Source organism: Micromonospora parva, assembly GCF_000718515.1.
Lineage (GTDB): Bacteria > Actinomycetota > Actinomycetes > Mycobacteriales > Micromonosporaceae > Micromonospora > Micromonospora parva.
In genome coordinates, this window is the sequence record NZ_JNZS01000010.1 from 255,370 (window position 1) to 279,277 (window position 23,908).

Here is a 23,908-nt window from a genome sequence, read left to right on the forward strand (position 1 = left end):
GCGAGCGGGGGATCAGGTCAGTTGGTGGTGACCAGGTCGAACTTCTCCCACTGGCCGATGGAGGTCCGGTTGGCGATCAGCGGGGAGGACCCACCGTTGTCGGCCGCGACGTAGCGGTTGTTCACAGTGGCCCGCAGGCTCACCGTGCCGTCGGAGTTGCGGACGAGCTGGAACGTCTCCCAGGCACCGGCGGTGGCCCGGTTGGCGATCAGCGCGGAAGCGCCCGCGTTCTCGGCCGCGACGAACTGCCCGTTGCCCTTGGCGCGCAGCGCCACGTTGCCGTTGGCGAGGTTGACCAGGTCGAACCGCTCGGTGGTGCCGACCGAAGCCTTGTTGGCGATCAGCGCGGTGGTCGAGTTGGGCGCGCTCACGTACTGGTTGTTCGCGCGGGCCCGCAGGGTCGAGCCGGTGGCGGTGGGCGGCGGGGTGGTCGTACGCGGCGAGCAGTCGGCGGTCACCGAGCCCGCGGCGACCTGGAGGCCGCCGAGCAGCATCCGGGTGAAGTTCGGGTCGGTGTACGACGCCTCGGTGTGCCCGAGGCCCGTGTACCAGGCGCGTCCGCCGCCGTACGCCTTGCACCAGGTGATCGGGTGGTCGCCGTTCATGTTGCCGCCGCTGTAGGACGACTCGTCGAGGCTGGCGAGAACCCGTGCGCTGGAGCGGGGGTTGGTGCGGTAGTTGTACCACTCGTCGGAGCGGACCCAGGTGGTGCCGAGGTGCGCGGTCGACGGGTTGGTCTGGTCCTCGATCTTCACCGTGGCGTTCTGGATCGCCGGGTGCGAGTCGAACCACGCGCCGACCAGCGCGCCGTACCACGGCCAGTTGTATTCGGTGTCGGCGGCGGCGTGCACGCCGACGTACCCGCCACCGGCGGCGATGTACGACTCGAAGGCGGTCTGCTGGCTGGCGTTGAGGACGTCGCCGGTCGTCGACAGGAAGACCACCGCCTGGTACTGGGCCAGGTTGGAGGTGGTGAACTGGGCCGCGTCCTCGGTGGACGTCACGGTGAAGCCGTTGGCGGAGCCGAGCTGCTGGATCGCGGCGATGCCGTTGGGGATCGACGAGTGCCGGAAGCCGGCGGTCTTGCTGAACACCAGGACCTTGGTCAGTGGTGCCGCCGATGCGGGGGTCGGCAGGGCGACCAGGCTGGCCAGCATGACGGCCAGCCCGGTGACGAGTGCCAACAGGCGGGGACGGGAACGCATGATCTTGCTCCTCTGCTGAGCGTCGGCCCAGGCGCGCGTCACGGAGCTGTGGGCTCGCCGGGCCGAGGTTGGCGGTGGTACGGAGCCGGGCCGCCGACGCTCGGCTGAGATGGTTCGGGGTGGTGCCGTACCTGTGGGGATCGTCCTGCGGGGAGCGCGACGCTGCGCCGTGCGGGTTGCCGTGCCGGTGCTCCCCGCCCGCCGAGGGGGGAGCGTCGCTACCGCCAGCGCCAGGAGACGGCTGGCTCAGCAGTGGCGACCAGTAGCGATCGCGTCGCCGAGGTGCCCCACTTACCACAAAGGATGGTCAAGGCGCATCGACTGCTATCGCTGACGCAGTAAACCTCCGATGTCTGCGCTCCGTCAAGACCGTGCCCGTTGGCTACCACTCACTGGGCCCTGGGGGATTCTGCGGGGATCGGAGGGCGGTGCCAGGTGCCGGTGCTGGTCCGGTGGCCTCCGGGGGGCACCGCGGGCGCGGCCGCGACGAGCGCGGTCCGGACGGTTTCCGTCATCGGCTCGCCCGGGTGCTCGATCCAGTGCTGGACGGCGACCCGCAGGATGGTCAGGAAGGTCGCGGCCAGGAGGCGGGAGCGCAGTGCCACGTCGTCGCCGGTCAGCCGGCGGGCGAGTTCCGCGGCCAGCTCGCGCTCGATCGCGGCGTACGCCGCCACCTGGTGTGGGGCCAGGCCGGGGTGCGCGCGTAGCTCCCGGCGTTGGGTCAGCCAGGAGGGCTCAGAACCGCCGAAGACCTCCTCGGTGAGGCGCTCGGCTGCCCGGCTCAGGACGGTCCACGGCGCCTCGTCGACGGGCTGCTCCCGGATCAGCTCCAACAGCCGGTGCAGGCGCATGGTGTCGCCGTGGAAGAGGGCCTGCTCCTTGCTGGAGAAGTAGTTGGAGAAGGTCCTCCGGGAGACGTTGGCGGCGTCGGCGATCGCCTCGACCGTCACCGCGTCGATGCCCTCGTCGGCGGCGAGGCGGAGGGCCGCCTCGTGCAGAGCGAGGCGGGTGGCCGCCTTCTTGCGCTCCCGCAGGCCGGTCGTCTCGTCCATCGCACCGAGGGTACGTGCGGGTGAGGGACTTCTCAATGAGCAAACTTGCGCAGTGGGAAAGATCGGTAGATGCTTGCTTGAGGCAACCAACTGGGGTGGGGAGCGGATGTGGAAAGCGATGCCGGTGAGCTCGGCCTTCGCCTGTACGACCTGGTCAGAAGCGTTCGACTGCTGAAACAACGCCGGGCCGACGAGCACCCGGCGATCCCGGCCGGCATGCTCGGCATGCTCGTGCAGATCGAACAGCTCTCCGGCGACTGCCACGCCCGCGACCTGGCCGAGCGCATTCGGCTGGACGCGTCGACCGTCAGCCGCTCCGTCGCGGCGCTCGTCGCGCACGGGCTGGTCGAGCGGCGGCCAGACCCGACCGACAAGCGGGCGACCATCCTGGCGGTCACCCCGGCCGGCCGTGCCGCCCTGGCCGACAGCCACCGCTGGTACGGCGAGGTGCTCGAACGGGCGCTCGCCGACTGGACTCCCGGCGAGGTGGCGGCGCTGAGTGCCGCCCTCGGCCGGTTCACCGGCGACATCGAGATCGCCCTCGGAAACAACGACAACGACAACCTGGAGGCCGCGCGATGAGCGCACCCACCATCACGGCCGGCGCTGAGCCGATGACCCATCGGCGGACCCTGGAAGCGCTCAGTGGCCTGCTGCTGGTGCTGTTCGTCGCGATGCTGAGCAGCACTGTCGTCTCGACCGCGCTACCGAAGATCATCGGAGCCCTGAACGGCTCGCAGAACCAGTACACCTGGGTGGTCACCGCGACCCTGCTCACCGCGACGGCAACCACCCCGATCTGGGGCAAACTGGCCGACCTGTTCAACAAGAAGATCCTCATCCAGGTCGCCATCGTGGTCTTCCTGGTGGGCTCGGTCGTCGCCGGCTTCTCGCAGAGCGCCGGCCAGCTCATCGCCGCCCGCGCGTTCCAGGGCATCGGGGTCGGCGGTCTGCAGGCGCTCGTCCAGGTGGCGATCGCGGCCATGATCCCGCCGCGCGAGCGCGGCCGCTACAACGGCTACCTCGGTGGTGTCATGGCCGTCGCGACGGTCGGCGGCCCACTGCTCGGCGGCCTCATCGTCGACACGTCCTGGCTCGGCTGGCGCTGGTGCTTCTTCGTCGGCGTGCCGGTGGCCGCGATCGCGCTGATCCTGCTCCAGGCCACCCTGCACCTGCCGACCGCACGGCGTGAGAATGTCAAGATCGACTACCTGGGTGCCGGCCTCATCGCCGCTGGCGTCAGCGTGCTGCTGATCTGGATCTCCTTCGTCGACGGCTCGTTCGCCTGGGCCTCCTGGCAGACCGCGGCCATGGTGGGCGGTTCGCTCATCCTGCTCGCCCTGGCGGTCTGGGTCGAGTCGCGCGCGGCCGAGCCGGTCGTCCCGCTCGGTATCGTGCGCCAGCACACCACCGCGCTGGCCATCCTCGGCAGCCTCGCGGTCGGCATGGCCATGTTCGGCGGTGCCGTCTTCCTCGGTCAGTACTTCCAGATCGGCCGCGGCTACAGCCCGACCGAGGCAGGCCTGCTCACCATCCCGATGATGGCGGGAGTCCTCGGCTCTTCCATCGTCGCGGGCCGGCTGATCACCAAGAGCGGAAAGATCAAGCCGTACATCGTCGCGGGTTCGGTCCTGCTCGTCGCCGGGTTCGCGCTGCTCGGCACCATCGACCACGAGACGTCGCTCGTCCTGGTCGGCGCCGCCATGTTCACCGTCGGCGTCGGCGTCGGCATGACCATGCAGAACCTCGTCCTCGCCGTTCAGAACACGGTCTCGCTCAAGGACATTGGCGCGGCCAGCTCCAGCGTCGCGTTCTTCCGGTCGCTCGGGGGCACCATCGGCGTCTCCGTGCTCGGCGCCGTCCTCGCACGCCGGGTCGGTGACCAGATCACCCACGACCTCACCGCCGCCGGGATCCCCGCCTCCGGCGGCTCGGGCAGCAGCAACCTCAACATCACCGCCCTGCCCGAGCAGGTCCAGGAGATCGTCCGGGCGGCGTACGGCGACGCCACCGGACACATCTTCCTCATCTCCGCCGCCATCGGGGTCGTCGGCATCATCGCCGCGCTCCTGCTCAAGCCGATCACCCTGCGGACCAGCCTCGACCTGCCGGACGCCGCCACGTCGGCGGCCGTCGCCGCCGACGCGGTCGACGGCGCTCCCGCCTTCGACCAGGTGCGCGTCGACACCACGCAGGACGGACCGACCCGGTCACGCTGACGTCGGGCCATCCGACCCGGGGCCGCCGCCGTCCTCCGACGGCGGCGGCCCCGGTCTGTTCAGCCAGGGCCGGTACGAGCGAACGTCACCGAATCGAGGGGTCTGTGGATACCGCGGAGCTGCCAGCGGCACCCGCCCGGCGAGCCGTAGCACTGCGCCGGGCCATGCGTGAGCTGGGGCTCGTCGCCACCCTGTTCCTCGTCTACAAGGCGGCGCGGGTGGCGGGGGCCGACCGGGCGTCGACAGCGGTGGGAAACGGGGAATGGATCTGGCGGGTGGAGCGTCTGTTCCACCTGCCCGACGAGGCCGCCTTCCAACGTCCCGTGCTCTCCCACGAGCTGTTGGTGCACCTGGCCAACGGCTACTACGCGTACGTGCACTTCCCCGCCACGATCAGCTGTCTGATCTGGCTGTACGTGCGACACCCCGTGCGTTATCTCTGGACGCGTCGCATGCTCGCCGGGCTCACCGCGGCCGCACTGGCGCTGCACTTCCTGGTTCCGCTGGCGCCGCCGCGACTGACCGCCCTGACCGGCATGGTGGACACCGGTAGCCGTTACGGGCCCGCCGTCTACGGCCCGCCCGACACGGACGCGTTGAGCAACCAGTACGCCGCCATGCCCTCCCTGCACGTCGGCTGGGCGCTCGCCGTCGCCGTCGCGCTCATCGCCGTGACCGGCGGGCGCCTGCGGTGGCTGTGGCTGGCGCATCCGCTCGTCACCCTGCTGGTTGTCGTGACCACGGGCAACCACTACTGGCTCGACGGCATCGTCGCGGCGGTGCTGCTCGCCGTCGTCTACGTCGGGCTGCCGAGGCCCGCACAGCCGACCAGCCCACCCACCCGCGGGCGCGGCGCCCGGACCGGATGGCCCCGCCAGCGCCTACGGGCTCCGCACGCACCGTCTGGTCACCCACCCGCGCGAGCCGACGCCGGTGACGTCGTGAGAACGAGCGGCGCCGAACGGGCTTGTCAACCGGTCGGCTCCGGTTCTCCTGCCTGCCAGTTCAGCTCGGCCGTTCGGTCCAGACGTGACCGGGGCCGTCAGCGACCGAGGACGAGGTAGGCGAGGCCGAGGACACCTCGGTAACCTTCCACGTACTCGCGCAACCGGTCGTCGAGTTCCGCGCGGACGTCGGCCGCACGAGGATCCTCCGGGTACGCCAGCAGCCACTCCTGCCGGCCGGCCAGCCAGCTGGATTCGAAGTCGTCCCATTCCCGCTGGTCGGCGGTGCTCAGGTGCAGCAGCCGCCAGCCGCGTTCGCGGGCGGCCTCGACCAGCCCGGCGAGGGTCGCGACATCCGGGCCGAAGACCTCGGCGATCTCCGCCGTGGGGGGCCGTTCCCAGTAGGCGTCGCCGAACAGCAGTCGCCCACCGGGTCGTACCACGGCGGCGAGGGCGTCGAGGGCCGCCGCGGTGTCGCCGAAGGCGTGTGCCGAACCGATGCAGAGGACCCGGTCGGCCGGCTCCTGCCAGGCGGCCGCTTCCCCCGTCACGAACGCGACGTGCCGGTTCAGCGACCGATCCGCGGCGAGTCGCCGCCCTCGGGCGAGAACGGCGTCGTCGGTGTCGACGCCGACGCCCCGGGTCGCGACCGGGCCGGACACACCGCCGGCGGCGACCGCCCGCAGCAGCAGCTCACCCCAGCCGCAGCCGAGGTCGAGCACGCGTGAGCCGGGGCGGACGTCGAGCCGTTGCAGCAGCAGCGCGGCGTGCTCCGGTGAGAGCGGAGTGTTCCAGCGCATCCGGGCGTAGCGGCTGGCGGCGAGGTGGTCGTCGGACTGCATCGGGTCACTGTGTCAGAGCGCGCGCCGGTGCCGGCGCCGGGCGTACGGCAGGATCGGTGCCGTGGACGCGGAGCGTGCGGGGCCGCCGCGACGGCCGACCCGGCAGGAGGTGGCGGATGCCGCCGGCCGAGGTCTGCCGGACGTGATCGGCCCCGGGCTGCGCGTGCTGTTCTGCGGTTACAACCCGGGCCTCTACTCGGCCGCCGTGGGGCAGCCGTTCGCCCGCCGGGGCAGCCGCTTCTGGCCGGCCCTGCACGGGGCTGGCTTCACCGACCGCCAGCTGCGCTCCTGGGAGAGCGACGAGCTGCTGCGGCAGGGCCTGGGCATCACCAGCCTGAGCAACCGGGCCACCGCCCGCGCCGCCGAGCTGACGTCGGAGGAGCTGGTGGCCGGGGTCACCGGGTTGGCGATGAAGGCCGAGCGCTACCGGCCGCGGTGGGTGGCGATCCTCGGGGTGACCGCGTACCGGGTCGCCTTCGCCCGACCGACGGCCGTCCTGGGTCCGCGACCGGAGCCGCTCGGGCCGGCCCGGGTCTGGGTGCTGCCGAACCCCAGCGGCCTGAACGCGCACTTTCCCCTGCCGGCGCTGACCGCCGAGTTCGCCAGGCTGCGGCGGGAGCTGGACCCCTAGCCGGCCGTCGAGGCGGCCAGCCCCTGGTAGTACTGCTGCATCGCCGGGTGGTAGTCGTCGAACCGCGGGCGGGGCGAGCCGTCGCGGGAGGCGACCAGCAGGTCCAGGTAGTACTCCCAACCGGCGCCCACCTCGGCGATGCCCGCCACGCTGCTCAGGTGCTGCACGAATCGCAGCTCGGTGGTGCCGTCGGTCTCGGTCAGCGACAGCTCCAGCAGCCAGTTGCCGTGTTCGTCGATCATCGACACGGCGAGGCGCAGTGGCGGTTCACACACGTCGATGCGTACCGCGCACCAGGGCTGCTGCTCCTCGTACGCCATCTGGACCTGGATGGTCCGTCCGGGCCCGGCCTCGCCCTCCCACGGGCCGAACCAGCGGGCGGTGCGCTCCGACTCGGTCAGGCTGGCCCAGACGTCCTCCACTGGGGCGCGGAAGGTCCGGGTGAGGACGAGATCGTGCCCGGTGGCGGTGCGAAACAGGCGTCCTGCGGGTGTGCGGGTCATGCCGTGTGCTCCCTTCGGTGCTCCGCCGGGCCACGGCTGCGGCGCTCTCGGCGGGTGCGATAGACCTCGGTCTCCAGCGCGTCGAGGTGCCGCTCCCAGCGGTCGACGGTGGCGAGCCCGGTGAGCCAGTCGAGCAGCGGGGCGAGCGGGCCGGGGTCGAGCCGGTAGATCCGCTGCCGTCCGACCAGCTCGTCACGGACCAGCCCGCTCTCCCGCAGCAACCGTAGGTGGCGGCTGACGGCGGGTCGGCTGATCGTGAACCGCGCGGCGATGACGCCGGCGGAGAGGGGCTCGTCGCGCAACATGCTCAGGATGCGCCGGCGTACCGGGTCGGCGATCGCGACGGCCACCTCATCCACCCCGAAAGAGTAACCTACAGGTTACGGGTTTGCTCGTTGTGGACCTCGACACGGCAGACGCTGCGTCGATGGTGGGCACATGATCACCTGGCCTGGCACTCTGTACGGCATGGCCGCCCTGCTTCGCTCCCGCCTGACCGACTGGACCTTCGCCGTACCCGTGCTCGCTCTGCTGGTGTTAGTCGCCACCTGGGGGCGGGACCTGCCCGGCCTGCTCATCGTGGTGGTCGCGGTGCTGCTGGGCGGTGCCGTGCTCGCGGCCGTGCACCACGCGGAGGTGGTCGCCCACCGGGTGGGGGAGCCGTACGGGTCACTGGTGCTCGCGGTCGCGGTCACCGTGATCGAGGTCGCCCTCATCGTCACGCTGATGATCAGCGGGCCGGAGAAGACCCAGTCGCTCGCCCGGGACACCGTCTTCGCCGCCGTCATGATCACCTGCAACGGGATCCTCGGCCTGTCCCTGTTGCTCGGGGCGCTGCGCCGCCGCGTCGCGGTGTTCAACCCGGAGGGCACCGGCGGGGCCCTGGCCACCGTGATCACCCTGGCCACCCTGAGCCTGGTCATTCCGACCTTCACCACGGCCCGGCCCGGCCCGGAGTTCAGCCCGGCCCAACTCGCGTTCGCCGCCGTCGCCTCGCTGGCCCTCTACGGGCTGTTCGTCCTCGTGCAGACCGGTCGGCACCGCGACTACTTCCTGCCGGTCGACAGCAAGGGCAAGGTGATCGACGCGGAGGAGCACGCCAAGCCGCCGAGCACCCGGGCGGCCCTGATGAGCCTGGGACTGCTGCTGGTGGCACTGATCGCGGTGGTCGGCGACGCCAAGACCGTCTCCCCGACCATCGAGGCCGGCGTCGCCGCGGCGAACCTGCCGCACGCGTTCGTCGGTGTGATCATCGCCCTGCTGGTGTTGCTGCCGGAGACCCTGGCCGCCGCCCGCGCCGCCCGCCGTGACCGCGTGCAGATCAGCCTGAATCTCGCGCTCGGCTCGGCGATGGCCAGCATCGGCCTGACCATTCCGGTCATAGCGGTCGCCTCGATCTGGCTGGAAGGCCCGCTGCTGCTCGGCCTCGGCGGCACCCAACTCGCCCTGCTCGCGCTCACCGCGGTGACCGCCGTCCTCACCGTGGTGCCCGGCCGGGCCAACGTGTTGCAGGGCGGCGTACACCTGGTGCTGCTGGCGGCCTTCGTCTTCCTGGCCGCCAGCCCGTGACGCCCCCTGGCAGCCCCTGACGCTTCCTGGCCGCCAGCCTGTGCCCCGGCACGGCCCGCTGGTTCAGTCGGTGGGGGGCGGGTCGCCCGCGAGGCGTTCCGCGCGGGCGTTCAGGTAGCGCTGCTGTGCCAGGTTCGTCGAGCGCGCCGCCGCCATCCGGTACGCCTCGCGCGCCGCGACCCGCTCACCCTCCCGCTCCCACAGGTGGGCACGGGCGGCCGGCAGTCGAGGGTCGTCGGCGAGCCGACTGTCGTCGGCCAGGTCGGCGAGCAGCGCCAACCCGGCCGGAGCGCCCCGGCTCATCGCCACCGCCACCGCGTGGTTGAGCGCCACCACCGGGTTGTCGGACATCCCGAGGAGCACCTCGTACAGGGCGGTGATCTGCGCCCAGTCGGTGGCCGCCGCGCTGGGCGCCTCGTCGTGCACCGCCGCGATGGCCGCCTGGAGCTGGTACGCCCCGACGACCCCGCGCGGCAGCGCACCGGTGATCAGCTCGACTCCTTCGGCGATCTGGTCGGCCCGCCACCGCGTGCGGTCCTGCTCGGCCATCGGCACCAGCTCGCCGTGCGCGCCGATCCGCGCCGGAGCGCGGGCGTCGGTGAGCAGCATCAACGCGAGCAGCCCGGTGACCTCGGGATCGTCGGGCAGCAGCCGGTGCACCAGGCGGGCCAAGCGGATCGCCTCGGCGGTCAGGTCGGCCCGCAGCAACCCGGGCCCGGCGGTACGGGCGTACCCCTCCGTGAAGATCAGGTAGAGCACGTGCAGCACGGCGGTGAGCCGGTCGGCGCGCTCCGGGCCGGTGGGCGGCGTGAACCGCAGTCCACTGTCGCGGATGCGCTGCTTGCCCCGGCTGATCCGCCGGGTCATCGTGGCCTCCGGCACCAGGAACGCCCGCGCCACCTCGGCGGTGCTCAACCCGCCCACCGCACGCAGCGTGAGCGCGATCTGTGAGGCCGGCGAGAGCGCCGGATGGCAGCACAGGAACAGCAGGATGAGCGTGTCGTCGGCGTCCGCCGCCTCATGGTCGGCGGCGGGCGTGTGCCACTGCTCGGGCAGCGTCCACCGCGCCACGGTGTCCTCCCGCCGCATCCGGGCCTGCTCGCGCCGCAGCAGGTCGGTCAGCCGGCGGGACGCCACGGTGATCAGCCATCCCCGGGGGTTGTCCGGTACGCCGTCGCGCGGCCACCCGTCGGCCGCGGCGATCAACGCCTCCTGCACCGCGTCCTCGGCGGTGTCGAAGTGTCCGAAGCGGCGGACCAGCGCGCCGAGGACCTGCGGCGCCAGTTCGCGCAGCAGGTCCTCGGTCCGGGTTTCCGGCACGTGTCAGCCGGCCAGGTCCTCGACGCCGTCGAGCACCGGCCGCACGTCCACGTACCCACCGGGGGCGTCCGGGTCGACGAGGCCGGCGGCGATCTCGGTGGCCCGATCGAAGCTGGCGCACTCCACGATGGTGTAACCGGCGAGGACCTCCTGCGTCTCCGGGTACGGGCCGTCGGTGACCACCGGCGCTCCCTCGCGTACCTGCACCCGGCGGGCGTGTACCGGCTCGCTCAGGCCCCGGGCGTCGACCAGTTCCCCGGACTCGGCCAGCGCCTGGTGGAAGGTCTCCATGTGGTGGTGCATCGCCGCGATCTGCTCGGCCGACATCGCCGGCCGGTCGGAAGCCCGACCGGACAGCACGTCATAGTCCTGCTGCGACCCGTAGAGCAGAATCATGTACTTCACAGTGGCCCTCCTGTCTCCGGTGCCGCCCCGGCACCGTCCACCGGAAACGTCGAACCCAACCCCCGCTCCCGGACACTCCCACCCCACCCGATCTGGTGATCAAGAAGTTTGCGTCACGACACGCCGGGCGGGCTGACGCCAACCTCTTGATCACCAGTGAGCGAGGGGATGGTGGGTGGGGATTAGGTTGGTGGAGTGACGGTGGTGTGGGTGGTGGTGGGGGCGTTTGTGGGGGTGGCGGGGGCGGCTTGGGCGGCGGTCGTTCGGCGGGGGCGGGTGGACTCCGCGGACGATCCGGCGGCGGGGCGGGAGGCCCGGGGTCGGCAGCACCGGTACGAGGCCGAACGGCACGGTGACCAGGGTGGCACCTGGCAGCGCGGGCGGGAGTCGAGCGGCTGACCGGTCCACCTGACCGTCCGCCACGGCGACGCTCGGCGTGAACCGTCTGGGCGCGGCTTGCGTGAATCCGGTGGTGGGCGTGACGGCCGTATCGTCGGGGTACATCGCAGCCCGAGCACCGATGTCTGGGGAGGCACAGTGGCGGCACGGTTCGGACGCGACGCGCGGGGCCCGTTGGCGGGCCTGCTGATCGCCGCACTGGTCTCACTCGCCTGCGCCGGCGGTGGGCTGGTCGAGCCGGAGGCCGAGCGCCCCGGGGCGAACCCGCCGGCCGCCTCCCCGGGCCCGAGCACCACCCGGGCCGACAGCACCACCAGCATCGCCGAGTTCGAACAGGACGTCGCCGACGCGCAGGCGGTCGCCGAGCGGTACTGGGCGGCCCAGTTCAAGGAATCGGGGCAGCAGTTCCGACCGATCCGGCAGATCATTCCGTACCAGCGCGACGGCGAGGTGTCCTGCGGTGGGCAGCGGCTGCCCCGCAACAACGCGGTCTACTGCTCGCGGGGCGACTTCATCGCCTACGACGTCGCCTGGTCCGTGGCGGCGTTCCGCCAGGTCGGCGACGCGTTCGTCTTCTACCTGCTCGGGCACGAGTACGCGCACGCCATCCAGGTGCGGCTCGGCATCAACTACAGCTTCACCATCCAGCAGGAACTGCAGGCCGACTGCATGGCCGGGGCGTACCTCGGCGACTCGGTGCGCTCGGGCGCCCTGACCCTCGCCGAGGGCGACCTGGACGAGTTCCGGGAGGGGGTGGCGGCGGTCGGCGACGACCCGGACCAGCCGTGGTTCGCCGAAGGCGCGCACGGCACCGCCGAGCAACGCACCGACATGTTCTTCCGCGGCTACGAGGGTTCCCTGAAGGAGTGCGACCTGGGCTGAGTGGGTTGCCCGGGTCACTCCGACGCCCGTTGCCGCCACCGCAGACGCGCGGTGCTGGCAGGATCGCCGGTGTCGCCCACGACCCTGGAGGCTCCGCTGAGCAGCACCTACCCCGCCGCCGTGCTCTTCGACATGGACGGCACGCTGGTCGACAGCGAGAAGCTGTGGGACGTCGCGTTGCAGGAACTCGCGAAGGAGTACGGCGGGGAGCTCTCCGTCGACGCCCGCCAGTCGATCGTCGGCACCGCCATGGCCGAGTCGATGCGCATCCTGCACGACGACCTGGGGCAGCCCGAACGGGATCCGGAGATCAGCGCGGCATGGATCAACGCCCGGATCCTGGAGCTGTTCCGCACCGGCCTGCCCTGGCAACCCGGCGCGTTCGAGCTGGTGCACGCGGTCCGCGCGGCGGGAATCCCCACCGCGCTGGTCACCTCCAGCCCCCGGGCGCTGGTCGAGATCGCCCTGGACACCCTCGGCCGGGACAACTTCGACACGGTGGTCGCCGGCGACGAGGTGGTGGCCGCCAAACCGCACCCCGAGCCCTACCTGACCGCCGCCCGGCTGCTGGGTGTGCCGATCGGGCGGTGCGTGGCGATCGAGGACTCACCGACCGGGGTGGCCAGCGCGGTCGCCGCCGGCGCGGCGGTGCTGGCCGTACCGGCGGAGGTGGCGTTGCCGAGCACTGTCGGCGTACGCCAGGTGGAGAGCCTGACCGGCGTGGACCTGGCGTTTCTCGCGGACCTGCTGGCCGACCGGGCCGCAGCCTGACGCACGAAGGGGCCCCCGCGGTGCGGGAGCCCCTTCGATTGCGGCGTCAGTCGTGGGCGATGGCGCCCAGCACGTTGATCCGAGCCGCCCGAACGGCCGGGAGCACCGCGGCCACCACGCCGATGACGGCGGCGAGACCGAGGAACACTCCCATCTGCCCCCAGGGCAGGATCAGGTCGGTGATGCCCTCGTCCTTGAGCGCCTCGACCACCGCGGCGCCGAGACCGGTGCCCACCACCACGCCGAGCAGCGCGCCGAACACCGAGATCACCACCGCCTCCACGGTGATCATCCCCATGGTCTGGGACCGGCGCAGGCCGATCGCCCGCAGCAGACCCAACTCGCGGGTCCGCTCCAGCACCGACAGGGCCAGGGTGTTGATGATGCCCAGTACGGCGATCACGATGGCCAGCGCGAGCAGGATCTGGATCATCGTGAGCAACCCGTCGAGCGAACTCGTCTGCTGCTTGATGAACGCGTCCCGGTCGGCCACCGACACCTCGGGGCTGTCCGCGAGCAACGCCTCGACCTGCGGTTGAACGTCGGAGACCCGGGTGCCCGGTGCCAGCTGGATGAAGCCCTGGATGGGCTGCGGGATGGCGAAGTTCTTCGCCGCAGCCGGAGGCAGCGTCACCGGGTTGGTCAGCTGCGACGACTCGTAGATGCCGCTGACCGTGTAGGTGCGGGCCTCGCCCCGGGTCAGCTGCACCGTCACCGTCGAGCCGACCGACCAGCCACGGGAGGTGGCCGTGTCCGAGCTGGCCAGCATCTGCGTCGGCCCGATCCGGTCGATGTCACCGGCGGTCGGCTTCGCCCCGAAGATCTGCCGCAGCGACGCCGGGTCGCTGCTCGCCGCCACCCAGGTGCTCTCGCCGTCGATCTTCGCCATGTCGCCGTACTCGCCGTCGACCAGCTGCACACCGGGCAGGGCCTTGGCCTGGTCCAGCACCCCCGGGTCGAACGACGGCGGACGCGGACCGCCCTGCACGCCGGCGATCACCAGCTCGGCCTTGATGGTGTCCTGGGCGAGCGCGCTGATGCTGCCCTTGGCCGAGTCGAGGATGACAGTGACGCCGGTGACCAGCGCGATGCCGACCATCAGCGCGGCGGCGGTGATCGCCGTGCGGCGCGGGTTGCGCCCGGAGTTGAGCCGGCCCAGCTTGCCCGGCACCGACCAGGAGAAGATCGCGCCCAGCAGGCTCACCACCGGCCGGCTGATCAGCGGGGTCAGCAGCGCCACCCCGATGAAGGCGAACAGCACCCCACCGAGGATGGTGGACAGCGTCTGACCGCCGGCGTTGCCGCTGAGCCCGAGGAACAGCAGCACCGCGCCGACGCCGGTGACCAGCGATCCGGCCACGGTGACCTTGGTCAACGGCCGGTCCGGGGTGGCCACGTCCTGCATGGCCGCGATCGGCGGGATCCGCGACGCCCGCAGCGCCGGCAGCAGCGCCGCCACCACGGTGATCACCAGACCGACGGCGAACGCACCGATCACCGCCGCCGCCGGCACGCCGATCCCGGCCAGGGTCAGCCCACCGGCGAACTTGCCGAACAGGAACGCCAGCAGCGCGCCCACCCCGATACCGGCCGCCAGGCCGAGCACCGACGCGATCAACCCCACCGCGATGGCCTCCAGCACCACCGAACCGATGATCTGCCGCCCGCTGGCCCCGATGGCGCGCATCAGCGCCAACTCCCGGGTCCGCTGCGCCACGATGATCGAGAACGTGTTGAGGATCAGGAAGGTGCCCACCAGCAGCGCCACCGCCGCGAAACCGAGCAGGATCTTGTTGAAGAAGGACAGGCCCTCCTTCAGGCCACCCGCGGCGTCCGCGGCCAACTGCTCGCCGGTCTTCACCTCGAAGTCCGCGCCGAGGGCACCGCTCACGTCGTCGCGCAGCGTCTCGTCGGAGACCCCGCCGGCAGCGCGTACGGTGATGTTGCTGAACACATCGGGCTCGCCGAGCATCAGCCGCTGCGCCACCGGAGTGGTGAAGAAGACCTCGTTGGCACCACCGATCGAGTCCCGGTCACCGCTGTAACCGACGACACCGACCAGGGTGAAGTCCCGCTTCTTCGACTCGAACGCGGTGAGCACGCCGACCTTCTGGCCGACCTGCACCTTCGCGGCCGTGGCCAACGCCTTGTTGATGACGATCTCGTCCTCGGCCTGCGGCGCGCGCCCCTCACGCAGCCGCAGCAGCTCGCCCTCGCCGGTCCAGTTCTCGCCCAACTGCGGCGGACCGAACGAGGTCACCACCTTGCCGTTGCTGCCGATGATCCGGGCGCCGTCGGCGGCGACGACACCGGTAGCCGACGCCACCCCCGGCACCTGCGTGACCCGGTCCACCACGGCGGCGGGCAGCGCGGCGGCCGTCTGCTCACCCTCCATCTCGTTGACCTGCACCTTCGGCTTCGCCGCGACGTTCACGTCGACGTCCGAGTAGGCGTCGGCGAAGATCGAGTCGAAGGAGCGACCCAGCGTGTCGGTGAGGACGAACGCGCCGGAGACGAACATCACCCCGAGCACCACCGCCAGGCCGGACAGGATCAGCCGGACCTTGCGGGCCAGCAGACTCTTCAGCGTCGCGCGGAACATCAGTTGCCCACCTCGGCCGGAGTGTCCAGCTTCTTCATGGTGTCCAGCACCGTCTCGGCGGTCGGCTCGATCAGCTCCGAGACGATCTCACCGTCGGCGAGGAAGACCACCCGGTCGGCGTACGCGGCGGCCGTCGGGTCGTGGGTGACCATCACGATGGTCTGGCCGTGCTCGCGCACCGAGTTACGCAGGAAGTTGAGCACCTCCGCGCCGGAGCGTGAGTCCAGGTTGCCGGTCGGCTCGTCCGCGAAGATCACCTCGGGGCGGGAGACCAGCGCCCGCGCGCACGCCACCCGCTGCTGCTGCCCACCGGAGAGCTGCGCCGGCCGGTGGTCCAGTCGATCCTTCAGTCCCACCGTCTCGATCACCGTGTCGTACCAGGCCGGGTCCGGCTTGCGCCCGGCGATCGACAGTGGCAGCAGGATGTTCTCCTTGGCGGTCAGCGTCGGCAGCAGGTTGAACTGCTGGAAGATGAAGCCCACCTTGTCGCGGCGCAGCTTCGTCAGCCCCGCGTCGCCCAGCCCGGTGACAGTCGTCTCACCGATCGACACCGTCCCCCGGGTCACCGAGTCCAGACCGGCCAGGCAGTGCATCAGCGTCGACTTGCCGGAACCCGACGGGCCCATGATCGCGGTGAAGCGGCCACGTTCGAACTCGGCGCTGACCCCCCGCAGCGCGATGACCTGAGCCTCGCCGCTGCCGTACACCTTCCACACGTCGTTCGCCCGGGCCGCGGCCTGCGCCTGCTGGCCTACCGTCGCGGTCACGTCATCTACCTCTTCCGTCTGTCCGAAAACGCACGCCGCCCCCCGATGGTCCGGCGCGACCGTTCAATCATCGGTGCTTTCCTCGCCCGTCCCGTCCGACCCTGGGGGGACCCGGTGCGGATTTCCCGCTGCGGGTGCACCCCCATGTCGGATCAGGGTTGCCCCTGACATGACGACCGGCAGACCGTTTTTCCCCACCCCCCGGCGGGCGGCAGCACCAACACTTCCGCCTGACGCCACAGGAGGGTCAACCGAACCGGACCGTCTCCGGTCACGGTAGGTGACGGCGACAACGCCAGCCGTCCCCCCACGGAGGGATCTTCGAGTACGCCAGGTGAGGTAGCCGGGCCGGTGTGGGCTACGCCCGGGGGCGGACCAGCCCCGACTCGTACGCCAGCACGACCGCCTGCACCCGGTCGCGCAGCCGCAGCTTGGTCAGCACGTGCCCGACGTGGGTCTTTATGGTGGTCTCGCTCACCGACAGGACCCTCGCGATCTCGGCGTTGGACAACCCCCGGGCGACCTGCACGAGCACCTCACGCTCCCGGTCGGTGAGCGCGTCGAGCGCCGCCGACGGCGTCACCGCCGGGTCGGGCAGCAGCTCCGCGAAGCGGTCCAGCAGTCGCCGCAGAATCCGAGGCGCCACCACCGCGTCGCCCCCGGCGACGGTGCGGATCGCCGCGATCAGGTCCTCGGCCGGCACGTCCTTGGCCAGGAACCCGCTGGCACCGGCCCGCAACGCGCCCACCACGTACTCGTCCAGGTCGAAGGTCGTCAGCACCAGCACCCGTACCGGCAGTCGGGCGTCGACGATCGCCCGGGTCGCCGCCACCCCGTCCATCCGGGGCATCCGGATGTCCATCAGCACGACGTCCGGCAGCAGCCGGCGGGACAACTCCACCGCCTCCACCCCGTCACCGGCCTCGGCCACCACGTCCAGGTCGCTCTCGGCGCCCAGCACCATCCGGAACCCGGTCCGCAGCAGCGGCTGGTCGTCGGCGAGCAGGATCCGCACCGGCCGCGCCGAGGGTGCCCGATCGCTCATCTCGTCTCCCGTCCCGCCGGCCTCGTGGCGCGCACCGGTCATCCTCGCCCACGGGAACCGGCGCGTCGCGGATCACCGTAGAGGCCGGCCGGTCGCCCTGTCCCGACCGATGCGGCGCCGTTGCGGTCGGTTCACCGGTGACGCCGCGCCGGGGCAGGCGCGTCGGTCAGCGGGCGCTCACTCGTCGGCGCCCGGCGCCACCGGGGTGGACCGGGAGTCGCGCAGCGGGTCGGCGCTCGCGGCGGCGACCGGGAACGGCGGCGGGGTGCCGCCGAAGCTGGGACACAGCGCCTGGTGGCTGCACCAGTCGCAGAGCCGGCTCGGCCGGGGCCGGAAGTCCTGCCGGGCGGTGGCCTGCTCGATCGCCCGCCACAGCGCCACCACCGTGCGTTCGAAGCGGACCAGCTCGTCGGCGTCCGGGGTGTAGTCCAACACCTCGGCGTCGCGCAGGTAGAGCAGGCGCAGCACCCGCGGCACCACCCCCCGGGTGCGCCACAGCACCAGGGCGTAGAACTTCAGCTGGAACAGCGCCCGCGCCTCGAACGCCTCCCGTGGAGCGCCACCGGTCTTGTAGTCGACCACCCGCAGCGCGCCGTCCGGGGCGACGTCGAGCCGGTCGAGGTAGCCCCGGATCAGCAGCTCCTCGTCGACCACCGCGGAGATCAGGCTCTCGCGTTCGGCCGGCTCCAACCGGGTCGGGTCCTCGACCGCGAAGTAACCCTGCAACAGCCCGGCCGCGGAGCGGAGGAACTCCACCGGGCCGGCCGGCTCCGCGTCGTCGAAGATCCCGGCCAGCTCCGGCTGCTCGGTGACCAGTCGGTCCCACTGGGGGGCCACCAGGTCACCGGCAGCCTCCGGCGTGCGGCCGGTGGCGGGCAGGTCGAACAGACGCTCCAGCACCGCGTGCACCAGCGTGCCCCGGGCCTGCTCGATGGTGGTGCGCTCGGGCAGCCGGTCGATGCTGCGGAACCGGTAGAGCAGCGGGCAGGTCTTGAAATCCGCCGCCCGCGACGGCGACAGCGAGGCCCGCACCGTCGGCGGCGCCTGCGCCGCGGGGGAGGGCTGGGGGGTGGTGACCGATTCCGCCGTCATGTCGGCAAAGGTTAGGGCACCGGTGTGACACCGACCGCCGCCCGCCCCGCACAGCGGCGGTCCGTAGCATCGTGGCGATGGAGCAGACAACCCGGCCGCCGCGCCGACCGGACCGGCGTCTCGGCCTGAACGTCGGACGGGTGTTCGGGGTGCCGTTGCACCTCAACGGCTCGATGGTCCTGCTCGCGGTGCTCATCGCGGTGCTGTACGGCGAGTTCGCCCGCCGGCAACTGGGCCTGCCGCAGCTCAGCGGCTACCTGATCGGCTTCGGGTTCGTCGTGTCGCTGCTCGGTTCGGTGCTGCTGCACGAGCTGGGCCACGCCCTCACCGCCCGCCGGTACGGCATCGGTGTGCGCGGGATCACCCTGGAGCTGCTCGGCGGCTACACCGAGATGGACCGGGACGCCCCGTCGCCCCGCGTCGACCTGCTGGTCTCGCTGGCCGGCCCGGCCGTCTCCGCGGTGCTCGGCGTCCTGGCGGTCGCCGCCACCCTCGCCCTGCCCGAGGGGACAGTGGCCCACCAGCTCGCCTTCCAGCTCGCGGTCAGCAACGTCATCGTGGCGCTGTTCAACAGCCTGCCCGGCCTGCCGCTCGACGGCGGCCGGGCGCTGCGCGCCGCCGTGTGGATGCTGACCCGCGACCGGCACCTCGGCACCGAGGTCGCCGGGTGGGCCGGCCGGATCGTCGCCGTCGGCACCGCGGCCCTGGTGCTGCTGCTCACCGTCGAGCGGCGGCTGGCGCCGCTGGCACTGCCGCTGATGCTGCTGGTCGCCGTCACCCTCTGGCGCGGCGCCGGGCAGTCGATCCGGGCCGCCCGGGTCAGCCGCCGGTTCCCGCTGATCGACCTCGCCCGGCTGGCCCGCCCGGTCTGGCCGGTGGCCACCGGCACACCGCTGGCCGAGGCCGAGCGCAGGCGCGCCGAGAGCGGGCAGCCGAACGCCGCGCTGCTGGTCACCGACTCGACCGGTCGACCGGTGGCGCTGGTCGACCCGACCGCCGCACACGCGGTGCCGGTCGAGCGCCGACCGTGGCTGGCGGTGGACGCCGTCGCCCGGTCGCTGGGCACACTTCCCACGTTGTCGCTCGGGTGGGACGGCGAGCGGGTGATGGAGGCCGTACAGACCCACCCGGGCGCGCAGTACGTGGTGACCTCAGGCGAAGATGTCGTCGGCATTCTGCACATCGGGGACCTGGCACAGCTCCTCGAACCCAACCGGAAGATGACACCGTGACCGCAACTCCCTCCACCGTCGCCGCCGACGCCGCCACCCCGGCGCTGACACCCGTGCACCGCGGGCCGTTCCGGCCCGGCGACCGGGTCCAGCTGACCGACCCCAAGGGGCGGATGCACACCGTGACGCTGGAGCCCGGCAAGGAGTTCCACACCCACCGCGGCATCCTGGCGCACGACGCGCTGATCGGGCTCCCCGACGGCAGCGTGGTGACCACCTCCGGTGGCGGCACCGCGTTCCTGGCCCTGCGGCCGCTCCTGTCGGACTACGTGCTGTCCATGCCGCGCGGCGCCCAGGTGATCTACCCGAAGGACTCGGCGCAGATCGTCGCGATGGGTGACATCTTCCCCGGTGCGAAGGTGCTGGAGGCCGGCGCCGGCTCCGGCGCGCTGAGCTGCTCCCTGCTGCGCGCCGTCGGCACCGAGGGCGAGCTGCACTCGTTCGAGCTGCGCGACGACTTCGCCCAGATCGCCAAGCGCAACGTCGAGGCGTTCTTCAACGGGCCGCACCCCTCGTGGAACCTGCACGTCGGCGACGTCGCGCAGTGCCAGGAGACCGGCTTCGACCGGATCATCCTGGACATGCTGACCCCCTGGGAGACCCTCGACATGGTCGAGCGGGCGCTGGTGCCCGGCGGGGTGTTCATCGGCTACGTCGCCACCACACCGCAGCTCTCCGAGCTGGTGGAGGCGTTGCGCGAGCGCGGCGGCTGGACCGAGCCACGGGCCTGGGAGTCCCTGGTGCGCGACTGGCACGCCGAGGGCCTCGCCGTCCGCCCCGACCACCGGATGATCGCGCACACCGCCTTCCTGGTGTCCGCGCGCAAGCTGGCCCCGGGGGTCACCGCGCCGCCGCGTCGCCGCAAACCCAGCAAGGGCACCGAGGCGTACGCGCAGCGCCGCCAGGACCTGCGCGAGGCGGAGGCGGCCCGACAGGCCGCCGCCGCCCAGGCCGCGGGCGCTCAGGCCAACGGTACGGGGGAGATGGACAGGCCGTGACCATCGAGCGGGGTGTCGGCAGCGCCGAGCAGGGGGAGACGCTGGCATGAGCCGACCGGGCTACGGCGGTGGAGACCTCCCCGCGGTCTTTCCCGACTGGTCGCCCTACCAGGACCTGGAGTCCGCGGCGCGGGCCTACCTGCGGGACCCGGACGTCGCCCTGGAGGCGCTCGGTGGCGTGCTGCGCGGCGCGTCGGTGCTCGGCTTCACCCTGGAACGCTTCGTCAACGAGGTCAACGGGGTGTGGCAGGAGGTCGTCGTCTGTGACGGCAGCCGGCTCATCCTCTGGCACGGCGAGGACGTGCCGCCGGAGGAGGGCCCACCCGGCTCGATGACCTCGTCGCTGCGGGTGGTGCCGGTCTCCACCGTCACCGAGGTGGGCTGCCGGCGACGGCTCAACCGCTCCGACAGCGGCGAGATCCGGGTCGACAGCATCGACGTCTACCTGCTGCTCACCTCGTTGGACGAGGCGCCGCCGAGCGAGGAGATGGCCGGCACACCCCGGCACGACGCGCTGCGGTTCGGTAAGACCCTCGACGACGGCGGGGCCGGGCAGATCGCCCGGTTGGAGGAGTTCGCGCGGTTGGTCGCCTCGGTGGTCGGCCGGCCGATGCTCTGAGGCGTACCCCTTCTGGACCCGGCCGGGCCGCGCGGTCCGGCCGGTGGGTCAGTCGTCCTCGGCCTCCGGGCCGGCGACCTCGACGCCGTCGCCGCGCACCACGTGGATGCAGTCGCCCGGACACTCCTTCGCCGAGTCGATCACCTCGAGTCGCAGGTGCGCGGGAACGTCGACCCGGCTGCCCGGCGCCATCCGCAGCTCACCGTCGACGCCCTTGACGTAGGCCAGGCCGTCGATGTCGAACTCGAAAACCTCCGGCGCGTACTGCACGCAGAGCCCGTCGCCGGTGCAGAGATCCTGGTCAACCCAGACCTGCAACTCGTCGGTCGCGACCTCGGCCACCGGTGCACCCCCCATGTTCTCCCGTCCCACGCTCCGACGGTACCCGAACGCCGGTAACGGCCCGCCAGGCCACCCTTGGCGATCAAGGTTCGGTGACGAGGGTGTTGCGTGGGACCGAATCGGCCTCATAGCGGCTAGTGTTAGGGCAGAACGTTCAAGCCCCCCGGGGAGGTGGGACGTGGCAGCACGTAGCGACGACGCGGACTCGCGCGCCGCACGGTGGGAGAAGGAAGCCCACGATCTCTCCACGCAGGTCGCGTTCCTGCAAGAGGAACTCGCCCTGGTGCGGCGCAAGTTGACCGAAAGCCCCCGACACGTCCGGCAGCTCGAAGAGCGGCTGGCGGCCACCCAGGCGCAGTTGGCGCGGCTGACCGAGAACAACGACCGGCTGGTGAGCACCCTCAAGGAGGCTCGCACGCAGATCGTGACGCTCAAGGAGGAGATCGACCGGCTCGCGCAACCGCCGAGCGGTTACGGCGTCTTCCTGGCCAAGCACGAGGACGGCACGGTGGACGTCTTCACCGGCGGCCGGAAACTACGGGTCGCGGTCTCGCCCTCGCTCGACGTGGGTGATCTGCGGCGCGGCCAGGAGGTCCTGCTCAACGACGCGCTCAACATCGTCGACGCGTTCGGCTACGAGCGGGTCGGCGAGGTGGTGATGCTCAAGGAGATCCTGGAGGGACCGAACGGCGGGCCGGGCGACCGGGCGCTGGTGGTCTCCCACTCCGACGAGGAGCGCATCGTGCACCTCGCCGAGACGCTCATCGGCTCGGCGATCCGGGCCGGCGACTCGCTCATGATCGAGCCCCGCTCGGCGTACGCGTACGAGCGGATCCCGAAGAGCGAGGTCGAGGAACTGGTCCTGGAGGAGGTGCCCGACGTCGACTACGGCGACATCGGTGGCCTCCAGTCGCAGATCGAGCAGATCCGCGACGCGGTGGAGTTGCCGTTCCTGCACGCGGACCTGTTCCGTGAGCACCAGCTCCGCCCGCCCAAGGGCATCCTGCTCTACGGGCCGCCGGGCTGCGGCAAGACGCTCATCGCCAAGGCGGTGGCCAACTCGCTGGCCAAGAAGATCGCTGAGCGTCAGGGCAAGGAGAAGCACACCAGCTTCTTCCTCAACATCAAGGGTCCCGAGCTGCTCAACAAGTACGTCGGCGAGACCGAGCGGCACATCCGGCTGATCTTCCAGCGGGCCCGGGAGAAGGCCGGCGAGGGCACGCCGGTGATCGTGTTCTTCGACGAGATGGACTCGATCTTCCGGACCCGTGGCTCCGGTGTCTCCTCCGACGTGGAGAACACCATCGTCCCGCAGTTGCTCAGCGAGATCGACGGCGTGGAGGGCCTGGAGAACGTCATCGTCATCGGCGCCTCCAACCGGGAAGACATGATCGACCCGGCGATCCTGCGCCCCGGTCGACTCGACGTCAAGATCAAGATCGAGCGACCGGACGCCGAGGCGGCCAAGGACATCTTCTCCAAGTACATCCTCTCCGGGCTGCCCCTGCACCCGGACGACCTGGCCGAACACGGCACCGACCCCCAGGCCACCGTCGCGGCGATGATCGACGCCGTGGTGCTGCGGATGTACTCCGAGACCGAGGAGAACCGCTTCCTCGAGGTCACCTACGCCAACGGTGACAAGGAAGTCCTCTACTTCAAGGACTTCAACTCCGGCGCGATGATCCAGAACATCGTCGACCGGAGCAAGAAGATGGCCATCAAGGAGTTCCTCACCTCGGGCCGCAAGGGGCTGCGCCTGCAGCACCTGCTCGACGCCTGCGTCGACGAGTTCCGCGAGAACGAGGATCTCCCCAACACCACCAACCCCGACGACTGGGCGCGCATCTCCGGCAAGAAGGGCGAGCGGATCGTCTACATCCGCACGCTCGTCTCCGGCGGCAAGGGCGCCGAGGCCGGCCGGTCCATCGAGACCGCCAGCAACACCGGCCAGTACCTGTAGCACCAGCGTTCAACCGGGGCGACGCGTCGAAACGCGTCGCCCCGGTTGCCGTTGCGCACCCCGGCGGCGGACCGCCCGGCGCGTCAGCGCTGACCGTCGGTGAAGATCCACCTGCGGGAGACGAAGAGGTTCAGCACCGCCAGGCCGCCGGTGGTGAGCACCTTCGCGACCAGGTACGGCAGACCGGCCCAGGTCAGCCCCTGCACGAGGGCGACAGTGAGGGCCAGATTGACCAGCACCAGCAGCAGGTATCGCCACGCCTGACCGCCGACGTCGCCGGTCGAGCCGAACGACCAGGCCCGGTTCAGCCCGAAGTTGACCACGAACGCCACGGCGAAGGCGAGCACCGTGGCGAACGGAAGCCACACCCCCAGCACCCCGTGGAACAGGTAGAGCGCACTGGTGTCGGTGATCGCGCTGAGCCCGCCGACGATCAGAAAACGCACCTCGCTGCGGCGTGTCAGGCCTGCGATCGTCGCCGAGGCCGCCGCCCTCATCGCTGACCC

25 protein-coding genes are annotated in these 23,908 nt (G+C 71.5%); 12 read left to right on the forward strand and 13 right to left on the reverse strand.

All coding sequences use genetic code 11. The annotated features are described in order from the left end of the window. Positions 1-17: 17 nt before the first annotated feature. The gene (locus tag IF22_RS0116320; protein ID WP_425339850.1) at positions 18-1,157 is read right to left on the reverse strand and encodes a ThuA domain-containing protein; all 1,140 of its coding nucleotides are present in this window, start codon (positions 1,155-1,157) and stop codon (positions 18-20) included. A gap of 437 nt (positions 1,158-1,594) precedes the next feature. Further along, complete coding sequence (locus IF22_RS0116325; RefSeq protein WP_081883856.1) at positions 1,595-2,257, reverse strand: TetR/AcrR family transcriptional regulator; 663 nt, start codon at positions 2,255-2,257, stop codon at positions 1,595-1,597. A gap of 108 nt (positions 2,258-2,365) precedes the next feature. On the opposite strand from IF22_RS0116325, the gene IF22_RS0116330 reads away from it, so the two are divergent. The 3 genes from IF22_RS0116330 to IF22_RS0116340 all read left to right on the forward strand — a co-directional run bounded on the left by IF22_RS0116330 (position 2,366) and on the right by IF22_RS0116340 (position 5,540). Further along, positions 2,366-2,839 carry a MarR family winged helix-turn-helix transcriptional regulator gene (locus IF22_RS0116330; protein WP_030332849.1) on the forward strand — a complete coding sequence of 158 codons (474 nt, stop codon included), beginning with the start codon at positions 2,366-2,368 and terminating at the stop codon, positions 2,837-2,839. Continuing rightward, positions 2,836-4,476: an MDR family MFS transporter gene (locus tag IF22_RS0116335; RefSeq protein WP_030332850.1), complete on the forward strand. Its 1,641-nt coding sequence runs from the start codon at positions 2,836-2,838 to the stop codon at positions 4,474-4,476. Before IF22_RS0116330 ends, IF22_RS0116335 begins: the two co-directional genes overlap by 4 nt. Positions 4,477-4,580: 104 nt before the next feature. Next, complete coding sequence (locus IF22_RS0116340) at positions 4,581-5,540, forward strand: phosphatase PAP2 family protein (protein ID WP_245233647.1); 960 nt, start codon at positions 4,581-4,583, stop codon at positions 5,538-5,540. On the opposite strand, the gene IF22_RS0116345 is transcribed toward IF22_RS0116340, so the two are convergent. Further along, positions 5,519-6,262, reverse strand: a complete 744-nt coding sequence (locus IF22_RS0116345) for an SAM-dependent methyltransferase (protein ID WP_030332852.1) — start codon at positions 6,260-6,262, stop codon at positions 5,519-5,521. The genes IF22_RS0116340 and IF22_RS0116345 overlap by 22 nt on opposite strands. 61 nt (positions 6,263-6,323) lie before the next feature. Between IF22_RS0116345 and mug the strand changes: the two genes are divergently transcribed. Next, complete coding sequence (gene mug, locus IF22_RS0116350) at positions 6,324-6,893, forward strand: G/U mismatch-specific DNA glycosylase (protein ID WP_030332853.1); 570 nt, start codon at positions 6,324-6,326, stop codon at positions 6,891-6,893. Here the strand turns inward: mug and IF22_RS0116355 are convergent. Continuing rightward, a complete protein-coding gene (locus tag IF22_RS0116355; protein ID WP_030332854.1) occupies positions 6,890-7,396 on the reverse strand; it encodes an SRPBCC family protein in 507 nt (168 codons plus the stop codon). The genes mug and IF22_RS0116355 overlap by 4 nt on opposite strands. After that, a complete protein-coding gene (locus tag IF22_RS0116360; protein WP_030332856.1) occupies positions 7,393-7,755 on the reverse strand; it encodes an ArsR/SmtB family transcription factor in 363 nt (120 codons plus the stop codon). The genes IF22_RS0116355 and IF22_RS0116360 overlap by 4 nt, the downstream gene beginning before the upstream one ends. Positions 7,756-7,864: 109 nt before the next feature. Here IF22_RS0116360 and IF22_RS0116365 point away from each other — a divergent pair, with 109 nt between their 5' ends. Then, the gene (locus IF22_RS0116365) at positions 7,865-8,965 is read left to right on the forward strand and encodes a calcium:cation antiporter (RefSeq protein ID WP_030332858.1); all 1,101 of its coding nucleotides are present in this window, start codon (positions 7,865-7,867) and stop codon (positions 8,963-8,965) included. Between the two features lie 63 nt (positions 8,966-9,028). Here the strand turns inward: IF22_RS0116365 and IF22_RS0116370 are convergent, their stop codons facing one another. Both IF22_RS0116370 and IF22_RS0116375 read right to left on the reverse strand, forming a co-directional pair. After that, complete coding sequence (locus IF22_RS0116370) at positions 9,029-10,285, reverse strand: RNA polymerase sigma factor (RefSeq protein ID WP_030332860.1); 1,257 nt, start codon at positions 10,283-10,285, stop codon at positions 9,029-9,031. Positions 10,286-10,288: 3 nt separating this feature from the next. Continuing rightward, positions 10,289-10,681 (reverse strand): YciI family protein, encoded by a 393-nt coding sequence (locus IF22_RS0116375; RefSeq protein ID WP_245233651.1) that lies wholly within the window; start codon positions 10,679-10,681, stop codon positions 10,289-10,291. Positions 10,682-10,885: 204 nt separating this feature from the next. Here IF22_RS0116375 and IF22_RS0116380 point away from each other — a divergent pair, with 204 nt between their 5' ends. The 3 genes from IF22_RS0116380 (at position 10,886) to IF22_RS0116390 (ending at position 12,742) form a co-directional block, all read left to right on the forward strand. Next, positions 10,886-11,089: a hypothetical protein gene (locus IF22_RS0116380; RefSeq protein ID WP_030332864.1), complete on the forward strand. Its 204-nt coding sequence runs from the start codon at positions 10,886-10,888 to the stop codon at positions 11,087-11,089. Positions 11,090-11,227: 138 nt separating this feature from the next. Beyond that, positions 11,228-11,971: a neutral zinc metallopeptidase gene (locus tag IF22_RS0116385; RefSeq protein WP_030332866.1), complete on the forward strand. Its 744-nt coding sequence runs from the start codon at positions 11,228-11,230 to the stop codon at positions 11,969-11,971. A gap of 120 nt (positions 11,972-12,091) precedes the next feature. Further along, entirely contained in the window at positions 12,092-12,742 is a 651-nt protein-coding gene (locus IF22_RS0116390; protein ID WP_030332868.1) for an HAD family hydrolase, read from the forward strand. A gap of 46 nt (positions 12,743-12,788) precedes the next feature. Here the strand turns inward: IF22_RS0116390 and IF22_RS0116395 are convergent, their stop codons facing one another. The 4 genes from IF22_RS0116395 to IF22_RS0116410 all read right to left on the reverse strand — a co-directional run bounded on the left by IF22_RS0116395 (position 12,789) and on the right by IF22_RS0116410 (position 18,248). Further along, complete coding sequence (locus tag IF22_RS0116395; protein WP_030332870.1) at positions 12,789-15,344, reverse strand: ABC transporter permease; 2,556 nt, start codon at positions 15,342-15,344, stop codon at positions 12,789-12,791. Next, on the reverse strand, positions 15,344-16,111 hold the full coding sequence (locus IF22_RS0116400) for an ABC transporter ATP-binding protein (protein ID WP_030332873.1): 768 nt from the start codon (positions 16,109-16,111) through the stop codon (positions 15,344-15,346). Before IF22_RS0116400 ends, IF22_RS0116395 begins: the two co-directional genes overlap by 1 nt. 358 nt (positions 16,112-16,469) lie before the next feature. Further along, the gene (locus tag IF22_RS0116405) at positions 16,470-17,156 is read right to left on the reverse strand and encodes a response regulator (RefSeq protein WP_030332874.1); all 687 of its coding nucleotides are present in this window, start codon (positions 17,154-17,156) and stop codon (positions 16,470-16,472) included. A gap of 177 nt (positions 17,157-17,333) precedes the next feature. Next, complete coding sequence (locus IF22_RS0116410) at positions 17,334-18,248, reverse strand: RecB family exonuclease (RefSeq protein WP_030332877.1); 915 nt, start codon at positions 18,246-18,248, stop codon at positions 17,334-17,336. 140 nt (positions 18,249-18,388) lie between these two features. On the opposite strand from IF22_RS0116410, the gene IF22_RS0116415 reads away from it, so the two are divergent. From IF22_RS0116415 to IF22_RS0116425, 3 genes are read left to right on the forward strand one after another with little or no spacing between them, the layout of a single operon-like run. Continuing rightward, the gene (locus IF22_RS0116415) at positions 18,389-19,480 is read left to right on the forward strand and encodes a site-2 protease family protein (RefSeq protein WP_036411658.1); all 1,092 of its coding nucleotides are present in this window, start codon (positions 18,389-18,391) and stop codon (positions 19,478-19,480) included. After that, positions 19,477-20,478, forward strand: a complete 1,002-nt coding sequence (locus IF22_RS0116420) for a tRNA (adenine-N1)-methyltransferase (RefSeq protein ID WP_030332881.1) — start codon at positions 19,477-19,479, stop codon at positions 20,476-20,478. Before IF22_RS0116415 ends, IF22_RS0116420 begins: the two co-directional genes overlap by 4 nt. 46 nt (positions 20,479-20,524) lie before the next feature. Next, positions 20,525-21,097, forward strand: a complete 573-nt coding sequence (locus tag IF22_RS0116425) for a hypothetical protein (RefSeq protein WP_030332883.1) — start codon at positions 20,525-20,527, stop codon at positions 21,095-21,097. A gap of 48 nt (positions 21,098-21,145) precedes the next feature. Here the strand turns inward: IF22_RS0116425 and IF22_RS0116430 are convergent, their stop codons facing one another. Then, positions 21,146-21,439 carry a ferredoxin gene (locus IF22_RS0116430; RefSeq protein ID WP_030332886.1) on the reverse strand — a complete coding sequence of 98 codons (294 nt, stop codon included), beginning with the start codon at positions 21,437-21,439 and terminating at the stop codon, positions 21,146-21,148. A gap of 178 nt (positions 21,440-21,617) precedes the next feature. Here IF22_RS0116430 and arc point away from each other — a divergent pair, with 178 nt between their 5' ends. Continuing rightward, positions 21,618-23,402: a proteasome ATPase gene (gene arc / locus IF22_RS0116435; RefSeq protein WP_030332887.1), complete on the forward strand. Its 1,785-nt coding sequence runs from the start codon at positions 21,618-21,620 to the stop codon at positions 23,400-23,402. Between the two features lie 83 nt (positions 23,403-23,485). On the opposite strand, the gene IF22_RS35420 is transcribed toward arc, so the two are convergent. Then, the gene (locus IF22_RS35420) at positions 23,486-23,848 is read right to left on the reverse strand and encodes a GtrA family protein (protein ID WP_167337305.1); all 363 of its coding nucleotides are present in this window, start codon (positions 23,846-23,848) and stop codon (positions 23,486-23,488) included. Between the last annotated feature and the right edge of the window lie 60 nt (positions 23,849-23,908).